Source organism: Serratia sp. A07, from assembly GCF_058725505.1.
The window spans coordinates 1-15,828 of record NZ_JBZXDO010000041.1 but is presented as its reverse complement, the minus strand read 5'-3'; the positions used below and the strand labels follow the sequence as shown (position 1 = coordinate 15,828).

General features: G+C 61.7%; 24 protein-coding genes and 1 pseudogene. 2 read left to right on the top strand and 23 right to left on the bottom strand.

Going from position 1 to position 15,828, the window contains the following annotated elements; translation table 11 throughout:
- The first annotated feature begins 6 nt into the window (after positions 1–6).
- Positions 7–297: a hypothetical protein gene (locus AC4PR2_RS24415; protein WP_049295977.1), complete on the top strand. Its 291-nt coding sequence runs from the start codon at positions 7–9 to the stop codon at positions 295–297.
- Positions 298–459: 162 nt separating this feature from the next.
- Here AC4PR2_RS24415 and AC4PR2_RS24410 read toward each other — a convergent pair whose 3' ends face one another.
- The 6 genes from AC4PR2_RS24410 to AC4PR2_RS24385 all read right to left on the bottom strand — a co-directional run bounded on the left by AC4PR2_RS24410 (position 460) and on the right by AC4PR2_RS24385 (position 7,379).
- Positions 460–1,512 (bottom strand): NAD(P)H-dependent flavin oxidoreductase, encoded by a 1,053-nt coding sequence (locus AC4PR2_RS24410; protein ID WP_337046642.1) that lies wholly within the window; start codon positions 1,510–1,512, stop codon positions 460–462.
- A 96-nt stretch (positions 1,513–1,608) separates the two neighbouring features.
- Entirely contained in the window at positions 1,609–3,219 is a 1,611-nt protein-coding gene (locus tag AC4PR2_RS24405; protein WP_025303481.1) for an MFS transporter, read from the bottom strand.
- Positions 3,212–3,637 carry a DoxX family protein gene (locus tag AC4PR2_RS24400; protein ID WP_033635204.1) on the bottom strand — a complete coding sequence of 142 codons (426 nt, stop codon included), beginning with the start codon at positions 3,635–3,637 and terminating at the stop codon, positions 3,212–3,214. The genes AC4PR2_RS24405 and AC4PR2_RS24400 overlap by 8 nt, the downstream gene beginning before the upstream one ends.
- Positions 3,638–3,646: 9 nt before the next feature.
- A complete protein-coding gene (locus tag AC4PR2_RS24395) occupies positions 3,647–4,477 on the bottom strand; it encodes an alpha/beta fold hydrolase (protein WP_060420336.1) in 831 nt (276 codons plus the stop codon).
- Between the two features lie 142 nt (positions 4,478–4,619).
- On the bottom strand, positions 4,620–6,014 hold the full coding sequence (locus AC4PR2_RS24390) for an MFS transporter (protein ID WP_330112915.1): 1,395 nt from the start codon (positions 6,012–6,014) through the stop codon (positions 4,620–4,622).
- A 174-nt stretch (positions 6,015–6,188) separates the two neighbouring features.
- The gene (locus tag AC4PR2_RS24385) at positions 6,189–7,379 is read right to left on the bottom strand and encodes a sugar transporter (protein WP_330112916.1); all 1,191 of its coding nucleotides are present in this window, start codon (positions 7,377–7,379) and stop codon (positions 6,189–6,191) included.
- A 268-nt stretch (positions 7,380–7,647) separates the two neighbouring features.
- On the opposite strand from AC4PR2_RS24385, the gene AC4PR2_RS24380 reads away from it, so the two are divergent.
- A complete protein-coding gene (locus AC4PR2_RS24380) occupies positions 7,648–8,334 on the top strand; it encodes an aspartyl/asparaginyl beta-hydroxylase domain-containing protein (protein WP_041035890.1) in 687 nt (228 codons plus the stop codon).
- A 30-nt stretch (positions 8,335–8,364) separates the two neighbouring features.
- Here AC4PR2_RS24380 and AC4PR2_RS24375 read toward each other — a convergent pair whose 3' ends face one another.
- From AC4PR2_RS24375 to AC4PR2_RS24295, 17 genes and pseudogenes are all read right to left on the bottom strand, one after another.
- Positions 8,365–9,081: an ABC transporter ATP-binding protein gene (locus AC4PR2_RS24375; RefSeq protein ID WP_049198033.1), complete on the bottom strand. Its 717-nt coding sequence runs from the start codon at positions 9,079–9,081 to the stop codon at positions 8,365–8,367.
- Positions 9,078–9,953: an ABC transporter ATP-binding protein gene (locus tag AC4PR2_RS24370; protein WP_197803080.1), complete on the bottom strand. Its 876-nt coding sequence runs from the start codon at positions 9,951–9,953 to the stop codon at positions 9,078–9,080. Before AC4PR2_RS24370 ends, AC4PR2_RS24375 begins: the two co-directional genes overlap by 4 nt.
- A pseudogene (locus AC4PR2_RS24365) lies at positions 9,950–10,372 on the bottom strand (ABC transporter permease subunit); the annotation flags it as partial. The gene AC4PR2_RS24370 and the pseudogene AC4PR2_RS24365, both read right to left, overlap by 4 nt.
- A gap of 222 nt (positions 10,373–10,594) precedes the next feature.
- Positions 10,595–10,945: a hypothetical protein gene (locus AC4PR2_RS24360; protein ID WP_492175588.1), complete on the bottom strand. Its 351-nt coding sequence runs from the start codon at positions 10,943–10,945 to the stop codon at positions 10,595–10,597.
- A 52-nt stretch (positions 10,946–10,997) separates the two neighbouring features.
- Positions 10,998–11,594, bottom strand: coding sequence for a Mor transcription activator family protein (locus tag AC4PR2_RS24355; RefSeq protein ID WP_492175587.1), 597 nt, complete (start codon positions 11,592–11,594; stop codon positions 10,998–11,000).
- Positions 11,572–12,024, bottom strand: a complete 453-nt coding sequence (locus AC4PR2_RS24350) for a gp16 family protein (RefSeq protein ID WP_492175586.1) — start codon at positions 12,022–12,024, stop codon at positions 11,572–11,574. The genes AC4PR2_RS24355 and AC4PR2_RS24350 overlap by 23 nt, the downstream gene beginning before the upstream one ends.
- Positions 12,017–12,139 carry a hypothetical protein gene (locus AC4PR2_RS24345; protein WP_492175585.1) on the bottom strand — a complete coding sequence of 41 codons (123 nt, stop codon included), beginning with the start codon at positions 12,137–12,139 and terminating at the stop codon, positions 12,017–12,019. Before AC4PR2_RS24345 ends, AC4PR2_RS24350 begins: the two co-directional genes overlap by 8 nt.
- Complete coding sequence (locus tag AC4PR2_RS24340) at positions 12,136–12,408, bottom strand: hypothetical protein (RefSeq protein WP_399610212.1); 273 nt, start codon at positions 12,406–12,408, stop codon at positions 12,136–12,138. Before AC4PR2_RS24340 ends, AC4PR2_RS24345 begins: the two co-directional genes overlap by 4 nt.
- On the bottom strand, positions 12,395–12,589 hold the full coding sequence (locus AC4PR2_RS24335; protein WP_399610215.1) for a hypothetical protein: 195 nt from the start codon (positions 12,587–12,589) through the stop codon (positions 12,395–12,397). The genes AC4PR2_RS24340 and AC4PR2_RS24335 overlap by 14 nt, the downstream gene beginning before the upstream one ends.
- Before the next feature lie 3 nt (positions 12,590–12,592).
- Positions 12,593–12,781: a hypothetical protein gene (locus AC4PR2_RS24330; protein WP_399610218.1), complete on the bottom strand. Its 189-nt coding sequence runs from the start codon at positions 12,779–12,781 to the stop codon at positions 12,593–12,595.
- Between the two features lie 20 nt (positions 12,782–12,801).
- The gene (locus AC4PR2_RS24325; RefSeq protein ID WP_399610221.1) at positions 12,802–13,083 is read right to left on the bottom strand and encodes a nucleoside triphosphate pyrophosphohydrolase family protein; all 282 of its coding nucleotides are present in this window, start codon (positions 13,081–13,083) and stop codon (positions 12,802–12,804) included.
- Entirely contained in the window at positions 13,076–13,279 is a 204-nt protein-coding gene (locus AC4PR2_RS24320; protein ID WP_492175584.1) for a hypothetical protein, read from the bottom strand. Before AC4PR2_RS24320 ends, AC4PR2_RS24325 begins: the two co-directional genes overlap by 8 nt.
- Complete coding sequence (locus AC4PR2_RS24315) at positions 13,269–13,457, bottom strand: hypothetical protein (protein ID WP_492175583.1); 189 nt, start codon at positions 13,455–13,457, stop codon at positions 13,269–13,271. The genes AC4PR2_RS24320 and AC4PR2_RS24315 overlap by 11 nt, the downstream gene beginning before the upstream one ends.
- Positions 13,454–13,978 (bottom strand): host-nuclease inhibitor Gam family protein, encoded by a 525-nt coding sequence (locus AC4PR2_RS24310; protein WP_492175582.1) that lies wholly within the window; start codon positions 13,976–13,978, stop codon positions 13,454–13,456. The genes AC4PR2_RS24315 and AC4PR2_RS24310 overlap by 4 nt, the downstream gene beginning before the upstream one ends.
- 64 nt (positions 13,979–14,042) lie before the next feature.
- The gene (locus AC4PR2_RS24305) at positions 14,043–14,333 is read right to left on the bottom strand and encodes a hypothetical protein (protein ID WP_492175581.1); all 291 of its coding nucleotides are present in this window, start codon (positions 14,331–14,333) and stop codon (positions 14,043–14,045) included.
- Positions 14,330–14,704 carry a DUF2528 family protein gene (locus tag AC4PR2_RS24300; protein ID WP_492175580.1) on the bottom strand — a complete coding sequence of 125 codons (375 nt, stop codon included), beginning with the start codon at positions 14,702–14,704 and terminating at the stop codon, positions 14,330–14,332. The genes AC4PR2_RS24305 and AC4PR2_RS24300 overlap by 4 nt, the downstream gene beginning before the upstream one ends.
- A 4-nt stretch (positions 14,705–14,708) precedes the next feature.
- On the bottom strand, positions 14,709–15,828 hold a 1,120-nt coding region (locus tag AC4PR2_RS24295), incomplete at its 5' end, for an ExeA family protein (protein ID WP_492175579.1).

The following is a 15,828-nucleotide window of genomic DNA, read 5'->3' as shown; positions in this document are numbered from 1 at the left end:
GTTTAAATGATTGATTTTGATGAAATGGTTAAAAATGAAGATATGGCCGATGTTATTTTATTTCTGGTAAGTCGTGGAGAAAACGGTATAGCGTATCCATCAATGGACCGGTTTTTTGGCCGGCATAAAGCTGCTGAGAAGTATGAATCTTATAACATCAAGCTAATCCATGAGACAAAAAAGCTTGAGGATAGTGGTCAGGTTTTTTCAGCTAGAACTTATGGTTCTGGGTGTAAGAAGGGACCGAACTGGAAAGAACCCGCATTCGTAACCGAGAAAAAATACGGTATTGAGTAGTTACCGGTGCCTTCGATAAGTGAGTTTTAAGCAGCGTCCAGCAACCGAGTGTTTGCTGGACGTTTTCTTTGGTGGCTAATTCCACGCCAGATTGGTTTTCAGTCCAGGGTCAGAAAACAACGGTTTTGGCTCCGTTGCTCCCCCAAAATCGCGCAGACGAGGTCACACTGCCTCCAGCTCCCTCGCCAGGGTGGCGACCAGCTCCGCCGCCGGCATCGGCCGCGCCAGGCCCACGCCCTGCCCGGCCCACAGCGACATAAACTCCGCGCGCCCGGCCTTGGCCGCCGCCTGGCGAATATCGCCGGTGAGTGCGTTCTGCACCGGATAAGGCAGGATCTGCGCCTCTTCCGCGCGCATCTGCCGCATGAAATCATTGACGATGCCGCGCGCCGGGCGGCCGCTGAAGGCGCGCGTCAGGCGCGTGCTGTCATCGCCGGCGTTGCTCAGCGCCGCCCGCCAGGCTTCGGCGATGCCCGACTCCGGGCTGCACAGGAACGCGGTGCCCAGCTGCGCCGCCTGCGCGCCCAGCAATTGCGCCGCTGCGATGCCGCGCCCGTTCATGATGCCGCCCGCGGCGATCACCGGGATCTTCACCGCCGCCGCCACCTGCGGCAGCAGAGCCATCAGGCCGACGCAGGATTGCTCGATGTCGCCGAGGAAGGTCGGGCGGTGGCCGCCCGCCTCCGAGCCCGAGACGCAAACGAAGTCGGCGCCCGCCTCTTCCCAGGCGCGGGCTTCCGCCACCGTGGTGGCGGTGCCGATCACCCGCGAGCCGGCCTTCTTGAACTGTGTGACCGTGGCGCGCGGCAGCACGCCGAAGGTGAAGCTGGCCACCGGCGGCGCCGCCTCCAGCAAGGCCGCGATCTGGTCACGGTTGTTTTCGGCGAATTGGGTGGGGATCGGCGGCTCGCTCAGCCCCAGCGCTTCGCGGAACGGCCGCAGCAGGTGCTGGGCGCGCTTGAGCTCGGCAAGATCCGGGTGCTGCTCATCGAGCAGAAACAGATTGATGTTGAACGGCGCGGTGGTCTGCGCGCGGATCTGCTGCACCCGTTCGAGGATCACCGCCGGTGAAAACAGCGCCGCCGCGCACGAGCCCAGCGCACCGGCGTTGCTCACCGCCACCGCCAACGCCGGCGGCGACGCGCCGTTCATCGGCCCCTGAACGATCGGATAGCGCAGCCCAAGCTCGCGGGCAAAAGCAGAAGGTGCCGTCATCAATGTGTCTCCCTGTGCTGACTACATTCGTCTTACGGCGGCCGCGCCGCCGAACCGACCAAAAGCATAGCACCTTCTCACCGCCTGGCCGTGCAGTTAATGCTTCACCTGATGCCGGTCGAGCGACAGGAAGTGATGCACCACCGGTTTCTCCGGGCCGATGTGGAAGCGCAGCGCCTCCTGCTGCAGATCGGCGTCGGCGTGCGACACCCGCTGGTGCTGCCGCAGGTGCTCCGCCCAGGACTCCACCAGGAACCACTCCATGATGCATTCCGGATCGCCGGTGTGCTCGGTGATGCCCCAGGCGTAAGCGCCGTCGCGGCGACGCGCGCGCTCCAGCATCAGCAGCGTGCGCAAGAACTGCGGCCGATCCTGTTCGCGGATGCGGTACTCCACCTGAATCATCACCGGGCCGCGATCGTTCTCGACCGGCGTGTTGACCAGCGGCTCCGGCCAATGGTTCGACGGCTGCAGATCGGCCTCGCCGGTCGGCAAACGCAGGCGGTGGAACAGCAGCCCCGCCGCCAACAGGCCGACGCCGCCGACCAGCAGCGTGGCGGCCACGCCCAGCTCCTGCGCCACCAGCCCCCACAGCAGACTGCCTGCCGCCATCGCGCCGTTGAACACCATCAGGTAGATGGCCAGGCCGCGGCCGCGCACCCAGTTGGGCAGTACGCCCTGCGCCGCGCCGTTGAGCGTGGTCAGCGCAATGATCCAGCCGGCGCCCAGCACCAGCAGCAGCACCACCGCCAACCACTGCGGCGGCGCCAGCGACAGGGCCGCCATCACCACGGCGGTCAGCACCGCCGCCAGCAGCACCAGCCCGTCGGCGTTGAGCCGCTGGCGCAGGCGCGGCAGCGCGATCGCCCCGAGGATCGCCCCGGCGCCTACCGCCCCCAGCAGAACGCCGTAAAAACCGGCGCTGCCGCCCAGCATGCGGCGCGCCACCAGCGGCAGCAGCGCCCAGACCGAGCTGGAGAAGGCGAAGAACACCGCTGCCCGCAGCAGCACCACGTGCAGCTCACGGCTGGAACGGGCATAGCGCAGCCCGGCGCGGAAAGCGCCGAAGAAGTGTTCCGACAGGCCGCTGTCCTCGGCCTTCGGCCGCTTCCACCACAGCAGCGCCGCGATCACCAGCACATAGCTCATCACGTCCGCGCCGTAGGCCGCGCCGGCACCGAAGCTGGCCAGCAGCAGCCCGCCGGCCGCCGGGCCGATGGAGCGGGCGATGTTGATGCCGAGCGAGTTCAGCGCCACGGCGTTTTTCAGCTCGGTGCGCGGCACCAGCTCCGGCACGATCGCCTGCCAGGTCGGCCCCATCAGCGCCGCACCGATGCCGCCGACGAAGGTCAGCGCCAGCAGGTATTCCACCGTCAGCGCCCCGGTCTGCGACAGCACCAGCAGGCTGCCGCTGACGCAGGCCAGCAGAATTTGCACGAAGATCAGAAAGCGCCGCCGATCGAGGATGTCCGACAGTACCCCCGCCGGGATCGCCAGCAGGAACACCGGCAGCGTGGCGGCGGTCTGCATCAGCGCCACCGCCGAGGGGTTGCTCGACAGATCGGTGATCAGCCACGAGCTGGCGACGTCGCGCATAAAGCTGCCGACGTTGCCGAGCACCGTGGCGCCCCACAGCACCGCAAATAATGGGATTTTCAGCGGCGCGAAGCCGCCCGCCGCCGCCTTGTTTTCCGTCTGTTCAGCCATCCGTTCGCTCCTTCAAATCGTTAAATGCCACCAGCAACAGCGCACCGGCCAGCCCGAGGTGTTCAAAAAATCCGTTCATCATCTGGCCGCGCTCCGCCCCGTCGAACTGCCAGAACGGATTGGCCATCAGCGTCGCCATCAGGGTAAAACCGGCCAGCGCCAACGCGCCGAGCCAGCGATAAAAGCCGCTCAGGATCAGCGCCGACGCCGCCAGTTCCAGCAGCGTCACCAGCACGGCGAACAGCGCCGCCGGCTGCAGACCGAAGTGGGTCATCTCGGCAACCGCGCCTTCGACGTTCAGCGCCTTGACCAACCCGCCCTGGATGTAGGCGGCGCAAATGGCGAGCAGCAGCAGCCAGCGCACCGCGGGCGCATGCAGCCGCTGCGCGCAGCGGGCGGCGATAGCAGTCAGGTTCATCGCGCCCCCTTAGAACGGCGAATTCTGGATAAAGGCCAGCAGATCGGCGTTGAAGCGATCGGGATCGACCTGCGCCAAGCCGTGAGCGCCGCCGGCGTAAACGTTCAGCTCCGCCTGTTGCATAAGCTTAGCGGCTTTCAGCGCCGAGGCGCCGATCGGCACGATCTGATCGGCGTCGCCGTGCACCAGCAGCGTCGGCCTGTCGATCGCCAACAGATCGGCGGTGTAATCCACTTCGGAGAACGCGCTCACGCCGTCGTACTGCCCTTTCACGCCGCCCTGCATGGCCATCAGCCAGAAGTGGTCGATCAGCCCCGCATTGCTCTCCACCTCGTCGCAGTGGAAGCCGTAGAACGGCACCGCCAGATCTTTGAAGAACTGCGAGCGGTTGCCCGCCACGCCGCTGCGAATGCCGTCGAAGGCCGCCATGGGCGCGCCTTCCGGATTGGCCGGCGTTTGCAGCATCAGCGGCGGCACGGCGCCCACCAGCACCACCTTCGCCACCCGATCGCTGCCGTGGCGGCCGATGTAGCGCGCCACTTCGCCGCCGCCGATGGCGTGGCCGACCAGGATCAGATCGCGCAGATCCAGCGTTTCGATCAGCAGAGCCAGATCGTCGGCGTATTGGTTGATGTCGTTACCGTGCCAGGTCTGATCCGAACGGCCGTGGCCGCGGCGATCGTGGGCGATCACCCGGAACCCGCTCTGGCCGAAAAACAGCAGCTGGTTGTCCCAGGCGTCGGCGGACAGCGGCCAACCGTGGGAGAACAGGATCGGCTGGCCGCGGCCCCAATCCTTGTAGAAAATGCGCGCGCCATCGGGCGCGGTGAGGATGCTCATGACGTGTTCCCCGCTCGGTATTGAATTGGATTTTGTACCGGGTAACAGTACGGCAGGCGCAAAGGCAGTGATAACGGAATAATTTTCGCATGATCGCGAGTTTTTTTGCTGAAGAGGCCGGCGTCGCCGCCGGCGCAAAACGTCAGATGTTTTCCAGATCGATGCCGCGCGTTTTCGGGCCGAACAGCCCAATCACCAGCATCACGATCAGCATGCTGGCGACGATAAACGCGATCACCCCCAGCGAGCCGCCGTACTGCAAAATAATGCCGATGATGATGCTGCTGAACACCGTCGACAGCCGGCTGAAGGAGTAGCAGAAACCGACGGCGCGGGCGCGGATGTGGGTCGGGAAGATCTCGGATTGATAGGAGTGGTAGCTGTAGGTCAGACAGGCGTTGGACCAGGTGATGAAGAAGCCGCACAGGATCAGCCACAGCGGGTTGTTCTGCAGCGCGAACAGCGAGCCGAAGATCACCGTCACCAGGCACGACAACACGATCTGCCACTTGTTCTCCATCTTGTCGGCGTAGAAGCTGCACAGCAGCGAGCCCAGCGGGTAGGCCAGCGTGATGAAGAAAGCGTACAGCAGGCTGTGGGTGACCGAAGCGCCCTTGCCCGACAGCAGCGCCGGCAGCCAGTTGCCGAAGCCGAAGAAGCCGATGGCCTGAAAGAAATTCATCACCACCAGCATCAGCGTGCGATCGCGGTACTGCGGCGCCCAGATATCGCGAAAGCGGCCGTGCAGCGGCGCCCCCTCGGCATCGTCAGCCGGGCGCGACGGGAAGTCCGTGGCCGCCACGCCGCAGCGCCGCTCCATATCCCGCATCACCTGCCGGGCCTGCGCATAGCGCCGCTGCTGCACCAGCCAGCGCGGCGACTCCGGCAGCCCCTTTCGCACCAGCCAAATCACCAGCGAAGCCAGCGCACCGGCGATCACCACGTAGCGCCAGCCGCTCAGGCCCCAAATCGTCTGCGGCACCAGCCACCAGGACATCAGCGCCACCGCCGGCACCGACAGGAACTGCACGAAGAACGCGAAGGCAAAAGCCCGGGTGCGCAGATGCGCGGGCACCCACTCCGTCAGGTAGGTATCGATGGTCACCAGCTCAATGCCGAGCCCGACGCCCACCAGAAAGCGCAGAAAGATCACCCACTCCGCCTGCTGTTGAAACGCCAGCAGCAGCGAGAAGGCGCCATACCAGATCAGGGCGAACATGAAGGTGGCGCGGCGGCCGAAGCGATCGGCGTACGGGCTCAGCAGGCTGGCGCCGACGAACAGGCCAAGAAAAGTGGCGGAGGCGAAGGCCGCCTGGTCCGACACGCCGAAGACGCCCTGCGCGCCGGTGTGAAAAATGCCGTCGGCGATAAGGCCGGTGCTGATATAGCCGGTCTGGAACAGATCGTAGAGTTCGAAAAAGCCGCCCAGCGACAGCAGAATGATAAAGCGCCACAGGCCGGCCGACGCGGGCAAGGCGTCGATTCTGGCCGCCAAATCCCGCGCATGGATCGGCGACGCCGCTACAGAGTCACTCACCGTTAACCTCGCATTAACATTTTTGATGACTTTCTATGCTAGCGAAGCGGCGTCGGAGTTAAATTTTTAATTAGCAGACTATGAAAAAAAGTTAAGCATAAAACGCTGCAGCAGCCTGTTTTATAGCAGGAAAATGCAACCTGGGATGCCGCAGCGGCATCCCGAATCGGTGGCTTAACGGCTGGGGTGCTGCTGCAGCCGTTCGCTGCGGTAGAAACTCAGCAGGCACCAGCCGAGAGCGATCAGCGCCAGCGGCGCGGCGACGAAGCCGATGTTGCCCATGCCCAGATGCAGGCTCACCTGGTTGCCCAGCAGCGCCCCGCTGCCGATGCCGAAGTTGTACAGACCGGAGAAGATCGCCATCGCCACGTCGGTGGCGTCCGGCGCCAGGCTCAGCACTTTGGCCTGCATCGACAGGCCGATGGCCATGATCGCCATGCCCCAGAAGATGCACAGCACGGTCAGGTGGCTTTCGCTGCTGGCGGCCGGCAACAGCAGCAGCAGGCTCAAGGCCAGCAGCGCGATGGCGCCGATAAAGAAGCCGGAAGGAAAACGCTCGCTGTAGCGGCTGAACAGCAGGCTGCCGACGATGCCGGCGGCGCCGAACAGCAGCAGCATCAGCGTGGTGAAGTTCTCCGACAGCCCGGCCACGGTCTGGATAAACGGCTCGATGTAGCTGTAGGCGGTGAAGTGTGCCGTCACCACGATGACGGTCAGCATGTACAGCGCCAGCAGCGCCGGGCGTTTGAACAGCAGCGGCACGCTGGCCAGCGAACCGGAGTGCTCGCTTTTCAGCACCGGCAGCAGGCGCCACAGCAGCACCAGCGCCAGGGTGGCGCACACCGCGATGCCGATAAAGGTCATGCGCCAGCCGAGCAGCTGCCCCACCACCCGCCCGAGCGGCAGCCCGAGCACCATCGCCAGCGCGGTGCCGCCCGCCAGCAGGCTCAGCGCCTGGGCTTTCTTGCCCGGCGGCGCCACGCGGATCGCCAGCGAGGCGGTGATCGACCAGAACACCGAGTGCGCCAGCGCCACGCCGGCGCGCGAGATGACCAGCGTGGTGAAATTCCAGGCCACGGCGGTCAGCACGTGGCTGGCGATAAACAGCATGAACACGCCGATCAGCAGCTTGCGGCGCTCGATTTTGCTGGTCAGCAGCATGCACGCCAACGAGGCGGCGGCGACGATCCAGGCGTAGATGGTGATGATCAGGCCGACCTGTTCGGTTTGCATCGAGAAGCTGGCGGCGATGTCGCTCAGCAGACCGACCGGAATAAATTCGGTGGTGTTGAAGATAAAGGCCGAGACGGCGAGGATAACCACGCGCAACCAGGCGGTTGAGCGCGAAACGGCAGCGTGTTCCATGGTAAACAAAATCCGGACAGGTGCGGGCAAGTAGCGATATTTTAACCAACCGGCCCGCTAAATGCGATACGCGTCACACTTTAATTGTGTGGTTTTTTTCGCCGCATTTCGACACATTCGCAGACACACGGTTGCACAAATGCTGTGCTAATCTCTTGAAGCGTACCAATTTTTCCTGCCGCTCTTCCCCTCCGGCCGCCGCAGACGACGCGCCGCGCCGAAGAACCGCGCGCAGTGTCCATTTGGCGTTTTCTGAGGCGAGGTCATTATGTCCGCGATTTATGATTGGTCCGTGCTCGCATTGCGCAATGTATACGATCGCCGCATTCAGGGCAAGCCGGTGCTCGACAGCGCCGCGCTGTTCCCCGACGCCGAACGTTTCACCGCCCAATGGCGGCAGATCCGCGAGGAGGCGCTGACCGTCGCCCACGATCTGCACAATATTCCCCGTTTTCACGAGATCATGATCCAGCAGGAGTCGATCTCCGCCAACGACGCGCGCGACTGGCGCATGTTCATCATGAAGGCCTACGGCCAGCCGATCGCCCGCAACCTGGCGCGCTGCCCGACGCTGGCGGCGCTGATCGCCTCGTCGCCGGACGTGCTGTCCGCCTCGCTCTCCTTCCTGGCGCCCGGTAAACAGGTGCCGCCCCACCGCGGGCCGTTCCGCGGTATTCTGCGCGGCTATCTGGTGCTGGACATGCCCAAACGCGCCGACGGGGTGCCGGCGGCGGTGCTGAAAGTGGACGGCCGCGAATACCGGCTGCACGAGGGGGAGTTCATGCTGTGGGACGATACCTTCGAACACGAGGTGTGGAACGACAGCGCGCAGGTGCGCACCGTGCTGCTGCTGGATATCCGCCGCCGCGACATGCCCGGCGGGCTGCGGCTGCTCTCCAGCGCCATCATCGCCCTGGTGCGGCTGAACGTGCGCTGGATGCAGCGCCAGTTCTGAACGCGGGCCTCCCTGCCCAAAGGGCGGCGCTCAGCCGCCGCCCAGATAGGCCTTTCTCACCTCCGGATCGTTCAACAGCGCCTGCCCGCTGCCGGTGAGGCGGATCTGGCCGTTGACCATCACATAGCCGCGATCGGACAGCTTCAGCGCGTGGTTGGCGTTCTGCTCCACCAGAAACAGCGTCATGCCGCTGCGGGTCAGCTCGCGCAGCACGCCGAAGATCTGCCGCACCACGATCGGCGCCAGCCCCAGGCTCGGCTCGTCCAACAGCAACAGCTTCGGCCGGCTCATCAGCGCACGGGCGATCGCCAGCATCTGCTGCTCACCGCCGGACAGGGTCATCGCCCGCTGGTTGCGCCGCTCCTTGAGGCGCGGAAACAGCTCGAACATGCGCGGCAAATCCTCTTCCAGATAGCGGTTGCCGACGGTGATGGTGCCCATCAGCAGGTTCTCCTCCACGCTCATGTCCGGGAAGATGCGCCGTCCTTCCGGTGCCTGCGCGATGCCGCCGGCCGCCACGTAGTGCGTGGAGCGGCGGCTGATGTCCTCGCCGCCAAACAGGATCTGCCCGCCGGCGATGCGCGGCTGGCCGAAGATCGACATCAACAGCGTGGATTTGCCCGCGCCGTTGGCGCCGATCAGCGCCACCGTCTCCCCGGCGTTGACCTGCAGCGACACCTGGCGCAGCGCCTGGATCGGCCCGTAAAACACGTCCACTTCGCGAAATTCCAGCATCGCTTCGCTCATCCCGCCAGCTCCTCTTCGTCCGCGCCCAGGTAGGCGGCGATCACCGCCTCATTGTGCTGGATCTCCTGCGGCGTACCGCGGGCGATCACGTCGCCGTGATCGAGCACGATCACCCGATCGGAGATCTCCATCACCATGCCCATGTCATGCTCGATCAGCAGCACCGTGATGCCGTGATGCTGGCGCAGAAAACGGATGATGCGGCTCAGCGTGGCCGTTTCCACCGGGTTCAGCCCGGCGGCCGGCTCATCGAGGCAGATCATCTCCGGCGCGGTGCACATGGCGCGCGCGATCTCCAGCCGCCGCTGCTGGCCGTAGGATATCTCCCCCGCCAGCCGGTTGGCGCAGTCCACCAGATCCACCACCTCCAGCCAGTAGAAGGCGTGATCCAGCGCGGCGCTCTCCGCCCGGCGGTAGCCCGGCGTATTCAGCACCCCGGCGATCAGGTTGCGGTTGCTCTGCATGTGCTGCGCCACCAGCAGGTTCTCCACCACCGACATTTCGCGGAACAGGCGGATATTCTGGAAGGTACGCGCCAGCCCGGCGCGGTTGACCAGGTGGGTGCCGCCGAACATCTTGTAATAGAGGCGCGAGCCGAGCCGCTTCGGGCGTATCCAGTCGCCGGCGCGAAACTTCTGCCCCAGCACCTGGATCACGTCGGTCGGCCGCTTGTGGGTATTGAGCAGGATCGCGCCGCCGCTGGCGCGGTAAAAGCCGGTCAGGCAGTTGAACACCGTGGTCTTGCCGGCGCCGTTGGGGCCAATCAGGGCGGTGATGGAGCCGCGCTCCACCTCCAGATTGACGTCGTTCAGCGCCTTGATGCCGCCAAAGCGCATCATCAGGTGCTCCACCCGCAAAATGGCGTCGCTCATGGCGCCACCCCCTTGCGTTCGGCGAAGCTGGCGCGGCTGATGCGCACCAGCCCGCGCGGCCGCCAGATCATCATCGCCACCATCAGCACGCCGAACAGCAGCACCCGGTATTCCGCGAAACTGCGCAGCAGCTCCGGCGCCACCGTCAGCACGAAGGCCGCCAGCACCACGCCGAGGGTGGAGCCCATGCCACCCAGCACCACGATCGCCAGGATCAGCGCCGATTCGAAGAAGGTGAACGAGGTCGGATTGACGAAGCCCTGATAGGTGGCGAAAAACACCCCCGCCAGCCCGGCGGTGGAGGCACCCAGCATAAACGCCGACAGCTTCACCAGCACGTGATTGAGCCCGAGAGAGCGGCAGGCGATCTCATCCTCGCGCAGCGCCTCCCAGGCGCGGCCGATCGGCATGCGCGTCTGATCTGACGTGAGATATTTAAAAGGGAAACGTGAGATAAATGTGGATCTACCTGGGACAAACTGGATCAATCTGGGACGAATGATTGAAATTAGTTTTCATATAGTGAAACTGATAACAGCCCTTCAAAAGGGGAAAATTGGCAACAACAGTTTAGTTATCATTTGCCCTGTACTGTTTTGCTAAACGTCAAAAACTGCTGGCGGCAGTGGATTAATCATCACCTATACTCTTGCCTGGGAGACCGCCAATTGTCGCGCTGGTCGCGACGGTGCGCGATGAATATTAACGCAGATATCCTGGCGGTCAATCACATCAACGTCTCCACTAAACTCCGTTTCAAATGCCGCATGACTGTATAGCGTCAGCGCGACCACCTGCTGGTCGGATACACCAATAACGGCGGTACTCTTGTTGGTGTAGCGCTTAAAACTTGCCAGCATTTCGGCGATGATCTGCTCGAGCTTGTCAGGGTCGGCAAGTTCCGCCTGCCGCACTGTCTTCATGCCTCGTAACGGCACCATACCGCCTCCTGTAAGCCTGAAATAAAAAAGATGAGCAAGATTAATGCTCATCTTCATTGTTCGCCTGGGGCGGTCGGCAGCAAAATCAACGCTTTTAATAAGCCTACCCGTAATCATCGAACAGGCCAGGCTGGCGATCGTCAGGTTTTTCCGCGTTATGGCGTGATCGCACGTAAGCAGACTGGCCATGCAGATGACTGGAAACGTGGTTGGCGATCTGCTCACCCAGCCAGTGGGCCCTGTCCTCGTCCATGCCGGTCTGCTCACTGATGAGAGCCGCCGAGTAATCCATGATGTCGGCCAGCACCAGCAGGCGGGTTCGCATGAAGTCGCTCAACGCCAGCTCGTCGCCCGGCAGTTCGTTAAACATGTCGGCCTGGTGGCGGTTAATATAGTCCTTCCGCATGCGCTTTACCACCGAGTAGATCCACTGGATGGAGCATTCGAACTTCTTGGCCAGCTGCGAGTGGTTGTCGCCAGTGAATTCATCAAAGATGCGCCGGTAGCGCTGCAGGTTGATGTAGCGTTGCCCCTTGGGGATCTGGATGGTGCTGTTGCCCCAGGCGAACGTCAGCCGCTCTACCAGCGCTGACGCCACACTCTGCGCCTCCTGTTGAGGCAGACGCGCCTGGTGCAGCAGAACATGCACCACCGCGTCCGCCACGCCCTTCATCAGCTCATCTTGCGTTGCGGTTCCCATGTTTACCCCCGGTCAGCGCCCGTTTTTGCCACTGTTTGAGCATTTCTATAACGCCGCTGGCCTGCTCCGGGGTCAGCCATTGCAGGCGGTCAACGGCCGTCATCTTGCGGATAAACGCCTGCAAGGCCGCCTCGGTGCGGTCATGCACAATGCCCTGGTCATGCATTTCCAGCCACAGGGCGCGGATTTTGCCGGCTTGCGGGAAGTCCGCGACCGGTGGCGTAGGCGCCGCCCGGGCCTTGCGCGGTGGTTTGGGCTTCCAGCCTCGCCGTTTCATGCTGTCCAGCACGCGCCCCAACTGCATGACGTCCATATCACGCGTAGACGTTTTGCCGGAGTTCGACCGCAGCATTTCACGGTAGGTATCGTCGTCCAACTTCAGCTGTTGGCTGGCGATATGAATAAGCTGAATCAGTTTGGCCTTAGTCATAGTTCTGCTCCTCCGGGCGCGCCGTCGCCGGCTGCGCCTGTTTGCGAGGGATAAACCGGTGAACGAGCGCACCACAGAGTGCGCCCAGGATAAAAGCAACAAGCACCGCCATCATGACAGCGCCTCGGCGCTCAGTTCCGGGTGCTTCCCGTCAAGCAGGGTAACGCGTTCAATCGGGTAATTGATGAACCGGCGTTTGCCCTCAAGCACGATCTCTACCCGATCGCCAACAGAGAATTGACCGTTCGATACGGGCTTTCCGCGCCATATCCAGTTCTGAAACGGTCCGGCCTTAACAATCTGACCGCCCTGGACAATGAACCAGAGGAAGTCCTGACCGTGATCGGCCAGGTCCAGGCGAACAGCTACGCTATCTTTTGACATAAGTCACCTCCAGTTGGTTGGATGGGCATTTCTTGCACTCAAGAGCATTTAGCGCGATATGCGCCAGGGTTACGGTATCCGGTGTTTTGTGGTTATCACCAAATTTTGCTATTAACCATTCATCATGTGCGATGAGACTCTGCGCATGTTTGATTAGCCGTTTTCTTAAAATTGTGTTCATGGGTCAGTCCTTAGCTGCGCAAACACCGCGTAGTTTAAGTTCGCCATCATTAAGACGCTTAATGGCCGCAAAAGCGGCTTTGCATGCACGCTCACTGTTAAACTCCTGAACGTTAACCTGCAGCGTGGGCTGGCTGGCATCACTTAACGTGATTGAGTAAGGTGACGACATCCAAAAAATGAGTACCCACATATCATTCTCCATCGGCTAAATCAGTGTTCTGCGGCATAAGCTACCCCCAGACGGTCGGCCAGGCGCTGCAGCTTCTCGGCCTTGCGGGCATCAATCAGCGCGACCATGCCGGTCTGCCGAAACTGAGCGATAAGAATTTCAACATCGGCGATTTCACCCGCCAGTCGGCGTTCGAGCGTACAGTGGTTCAGCGCGCGACACGCTTCTGCCGACAGCTCGCTGGCCTCTTCGGCAAGTTTGCAAAGCTGCGCGTCGTAGCCATACTGGCGCATGGCTTCTGCGTAGAGTTCGGTTTCAGTCATCGTTAGCCTCGCGATTGATGGGCTCCAAATCGCTATTCGCCAGAGCGGTGGCGTACTGTTGCCCGCACACGGGGCAGGCCAGCACCAGGTCAATGATCCAGTCGCCTAACTCCGGCGTCCGGGTCACATTGGCCTGAACCAGCGCCAGTCTTTCGACCGGCGCGTTGCAGCGTGGATTGCGGCAGTTAATTGTCATGGCGCACCTCACCAGCCAGGCGCGCGTCAATAAGTGCGGTAATGGCTTCAAGCTCTACAGCCGCACTATTGAACTCGATGCGTGCAGTAGCCAAACGGCCTTCTTCAGCCAGGCGCATGGCGCGGTTGATGCGTTTTTCCACCTTGCGGCGCTGGCGCTGAATTTGGGGGTAAATCATTTGGTCACCTCCTGCTCAAACGGCGCGATATTAAAGACCTCCTTGCCATCGTTAATTACGATGCCCTTGATATCTTTCACGGCGGCTTTATCCGAGAGAATGGCGTTTTTATTAATGGATTCCTTGGTCAAAATAAATCGGGATAATTTGAGGCGTTTTAGTGTTTCCATTACTACCTCTGCCCCCTTGATGGTGACTGACGGGTTGCCTTTGCGCCAGCTCACCTCGCCGGTGATAAGGTTGGCGGTCTTGGTCTTGCCTCCCTGTGTCAACGTGTCGCGGTTGACCTCACACCAGGCTTGAACGCCAGCCTGCAGCGTTGACAGTTGAGCGCTCAGCGCTTCAATGACGGGTGCATGCTGGTTGGTGATCCGGCCGATGCAGTCATTCATTTCGGTTTCGATGCGGGTTATTTCGCGCTGGATATCGCCAATTTGTTTGATGCCGGAAATAACTTCGTCCCGGGTTTGTGGCGCATACGAAGCCGCCGCCGCTTTAAGCGACTTTTTGCCTTTTGCCATTTTTAATAACCTTTTATTAAAGTGAGAATAATTGCTCTAAATAATTACAACGTCATTGTGTTTGTTATCTGACCTCCCAACTCACGCGACAATCCGCATCCTGGAATTGCCAACGCTCAAACCGTCCGCCGGCATCCACGCCCTGGGCATAACGTACCGCCTGACCGTTTTCCTGCTTACGGCGGCAGAGGGTATCCGGCAGCACAGTATTGGTGGCGCGGGTACTGCTACTGAGTTCGACGCGCTCGACCACAAACCCCTGAGCCGTCAGGCGGGCCAGCGCCTTGCCGGCGGCAGCCAGCTGTTTCTGCAGACGGGTGGTGTGACAGGGAATAACAAATCGGTGCTGTTTCATCGGGCTACCTCGCTGACATGCATTTCGCTGTAGTGAATTGACGGCGCGTCGCAGTTGATGATGGTTATCCCGCAGCTGCCGTCCAGCGGCGGCCAGCCCTTAACATGACCGTGCATGAATTGGTCGTAGAGCCCGGCCTGCAGCCAGTCGTCGTTCATGGCCTGGCTGAAGCAGTGGGCACCGAGCATTTTCAGCACCGTCAGCAGCAGGTCGCCGTCGTTTTCCGCCAGGCGTTCGTCGGCATGGTCGAAAGCGTCATTGATGCCAAACAGCGTGTCGAGAGTGCATACCGCCGGGTCAATCTCGACGGTCAGTACCGGGCTGTCTTCGTGAGCTTCCCAGATAATGTCGTACCACTTGATGGTGTTCATGGCTTCATTTCCCTGTCAGTTTGATAACGTTGGCATCCACACGCGGTATGTCGTCTCTGGCGGCCATATTCATGGCGGCGGTCACCAGGTTGGCGATGGCCAGCGGGTATAGCAGACTGACGGTTTCCCTTCCGCCATTGCGGCTCAGGCACAACCGGTTGCGGATTTCGTTGATGGCACTGGCGTCCAGCACCTTGCCGACGTCACCGCCGACGCGCTGGAACTTGAACGCCAGGAAAGCCTCGAGGTTGTCGCCCAGGTGCGGCAGGTTGACCACTTCGCAGCGCTGAACCACCTCTCGCACGGCGGCGTTGCGCCCGGAGAGACTGAGCTCAAGTTCGGGCTGACCAATCAGGATGATGGACAGCAGCTTGCGGTGGCCGTCTTCCAGCTCCAGAAAGCGCTTCAGGTGTTTGAGTGTCGGTTGTGGCAGGGAATGTGCCTCTTCAATAATCAGCACGTGAGCGTTATCTCTACCGCCGGCGCTGCTGGCGCGCGCGTTCTCTTTGAGCACCCGATGCACCTGGCTGAAGCGGGCTTCACGCGACAGTTTCGGCCGCTCGGTGGGGGCCACTTCGCGAATAATGGCCTCGGCGATGCTGGCGGCCTTCAGCGTCTGCCCGGTGCGGTCGTTGTCTTCCATGGCCAGCACGTAAGGCTCAATCACCGTAATGTCGTCACCGCTGTTGCGGATGCGGTCAATCAGGTCGCGGCGCAGGGTAGACTTGCCCGAACCGGATTCACCGACTATCGCAAGAAGGCCCCCGAAACGCGCGGTCTGGTACATCGCCTCGCGCACGTAGTGAATATCGGGCGACTTGTACACGTCGTCGGATGAGCGCAGCGCGTAGTCGTCGAAGGGGCTACGCATAAGATTAAAATGTTTCTTTGCTGCTGGTGTCAGCACCTGTTTTCTGAGTATCATATCGTCGTCCTCATGGATGATGGATGAATAGGAAGAAGCAGTACCGGTACGGGAAGGCGTTTCGCTTTCCCGTACCACCTCAAAACACCCCGCCGTGGTCATGCCCTGTTTTTCCAGTACCGTGCAAATCCGTTCCCTGACGGCGTCGCTTTCCTGTTTCGGCCACTGGTTATGGTTGACAATTTGCGCCAGTGCAGCC

Excerpts from the sequence above, each read along its gene's own strand:
- AC4PR2_RS24415 (WP_049295977.1), top strand. The coding sequence starts at position 7 with ATGATTGATTTTGATGAAATGGTTAAAAATGAAGATATGGCCGATGTT.
- AC4PR2_RS24410 (WP_337046642.1), bottom strand. The coding sequence starts at position 1,512 with ATGACGGCACCTTCTGCTTTTGCCCGCGAGCTTGGGCTGCGCTATCCG.
- AC4PR2_RS24405 (WP_025303481.1), bottom strand. The coding sequence starts at position 3,219 with ATGGCTGAACAGACGGAAAACAAGGCGGCGGCGGGCGGCTTCGCGCCG.
- AC4PR2_RS24400 (WP_033635204.1), bottom strand. The coding sequence starts at position 3,637 with ATGAACCTGACTGCTATCGCCGCCCGCTGCGCGCAGCGGCTGCATGCG.
- AC4PR2_RS24395 (WP_060420336.1), bottom strand. The coding sequence starts at position 4,477 with ATGAGCATCCTCACCGCGCCCGATGGCGCGCGCATTTTCTACAAGGAT.
- AC4PR2_RS24385 (WP_330112916.1), bottom strand. The coding sequence starts at position 7,379 with ATGGAACACGCTGCCGTTTCGCGCTCAACCGCCTGGTTGCGCGTGGTT.
- AC4PR2_RS24380 (WP_041035890.1), top strand. The coding sequence starts at position 7,648 with ATGTCCGCGATTTATGATTGGTCCGTGCTCGCATTGCGCAATGTATAC.
- AC4PR2_RS24375 (WP_049198033.1), bottom strand. The coding sequence starts at position 9,081 with ATGAGCGAAGCGATGCTGGAATTTCGCGAAGTGGACGTGTTTTACGGG.
- AC4PR2_RS24370 (WP_197803080.1), bottom strand. The coding sequence starts at position 9,953 with ATGAGCGACGCCATTTTGCGGGTGGAGCACCTGATGATGCGCTTTGGC.
- AC4PR2_RS24360 (WP_492175588.1), bottom strand. The coding sequence starts at position 10,945 with ATGAGCATTAATCTTGCTCATCTTTTTTATTTCAGGCTTACAGGAGGC.
- AC4PR2_RS24355 (WP_492175587.1), bottom strand. The coding sequence starts at position 11,594 with ATGGGAACCGCAACGCAAGATGAGCTGATGAAGGGCGTGGCGGACGCG.
- AC4PR2_RS24350 (WP_492175586.1), bottom strand. The coding sequence starts at position 12,024 with ATGACTAAGGCCAAACTGATTCAGCTTATTCATATCGCCAGCCAACAG.
- AC4PR2_RS24345 (WP_492175585.1), bottom strand. The coding sequence starts at position 12,139 with ATGATGGCGGTGCTTGTTGCTTTTATCCTGGGCGCACTCTGTGGTGCG.
- AC4PR2_RS24340 (WP_399610212.1), bottom strand. The coding sequence starts at position 12,408 with ATGTCAAAAGATAGCGTAGCTGTTCGCCTGGACCTGGCCGATCACGGT.
- AC4PR2_RS24335 (WP_399610215.1), bottom strand. The coding sequence starts at position 12,589 with ATGAACACAATTTTAAGAAAACGGCTAATCAAACATGCGCAGAGTCTC.
- AC4PR2_RS24330 (WP_399610218.1), bottom strand. The coding sequence starts at position 12,781 with ATGTGGGTACTCATTTTTTGGATGTCGTCACCTTACTCAATCACGTTA.
- AC4PR2_RS24325 (WP_399610221.1), bottom strand. The coding sequence starts at position 13,083 with ATGACTGAAACCGAACTCTACGCAGAAGCCATGCGCCAGTATGGCTAC.
- AC4PR2_RS24320 (WP_492175584.1), bottom strand. The coding sequence starts at position 13,279 with ATGACAATTAACTGCCGCAATCCACGCTGCAACGCGCCGGTCGAAAGA.
- AC4PR2_RS24315 (WP_492175583.1), bottom strand. The coding sequence starts at position 13,457 with ATGATTTACCCCCAAATTCAGCGCCAGCGCCGCAAGGTGGAAAAACGC.
- AC4PR2_RS24310 (WP_492175582.1), bottom strand. The coding sequence starts at position 13,978 with ATGGCAAAAGGCAAAAAGTCGCTTAAAGCGGCGGCGGCTTCGTATGCG.
- AC4PR2_RS24305 (WP_492175581.1), bottom strand. The coding sequence starts at position 14,333 with ATGAAACAGCACCGATTTGTTATTCCCTGTCACACCACCCGTCTGCAG.
- AC4PR2_RS24300 (WP_492175580.1), bottom strand. The coding sequence starts at position 14,704 with ATGAACACCATCAAGTGGTACGACATTATCTGGGAAGCTCACGAAGAC.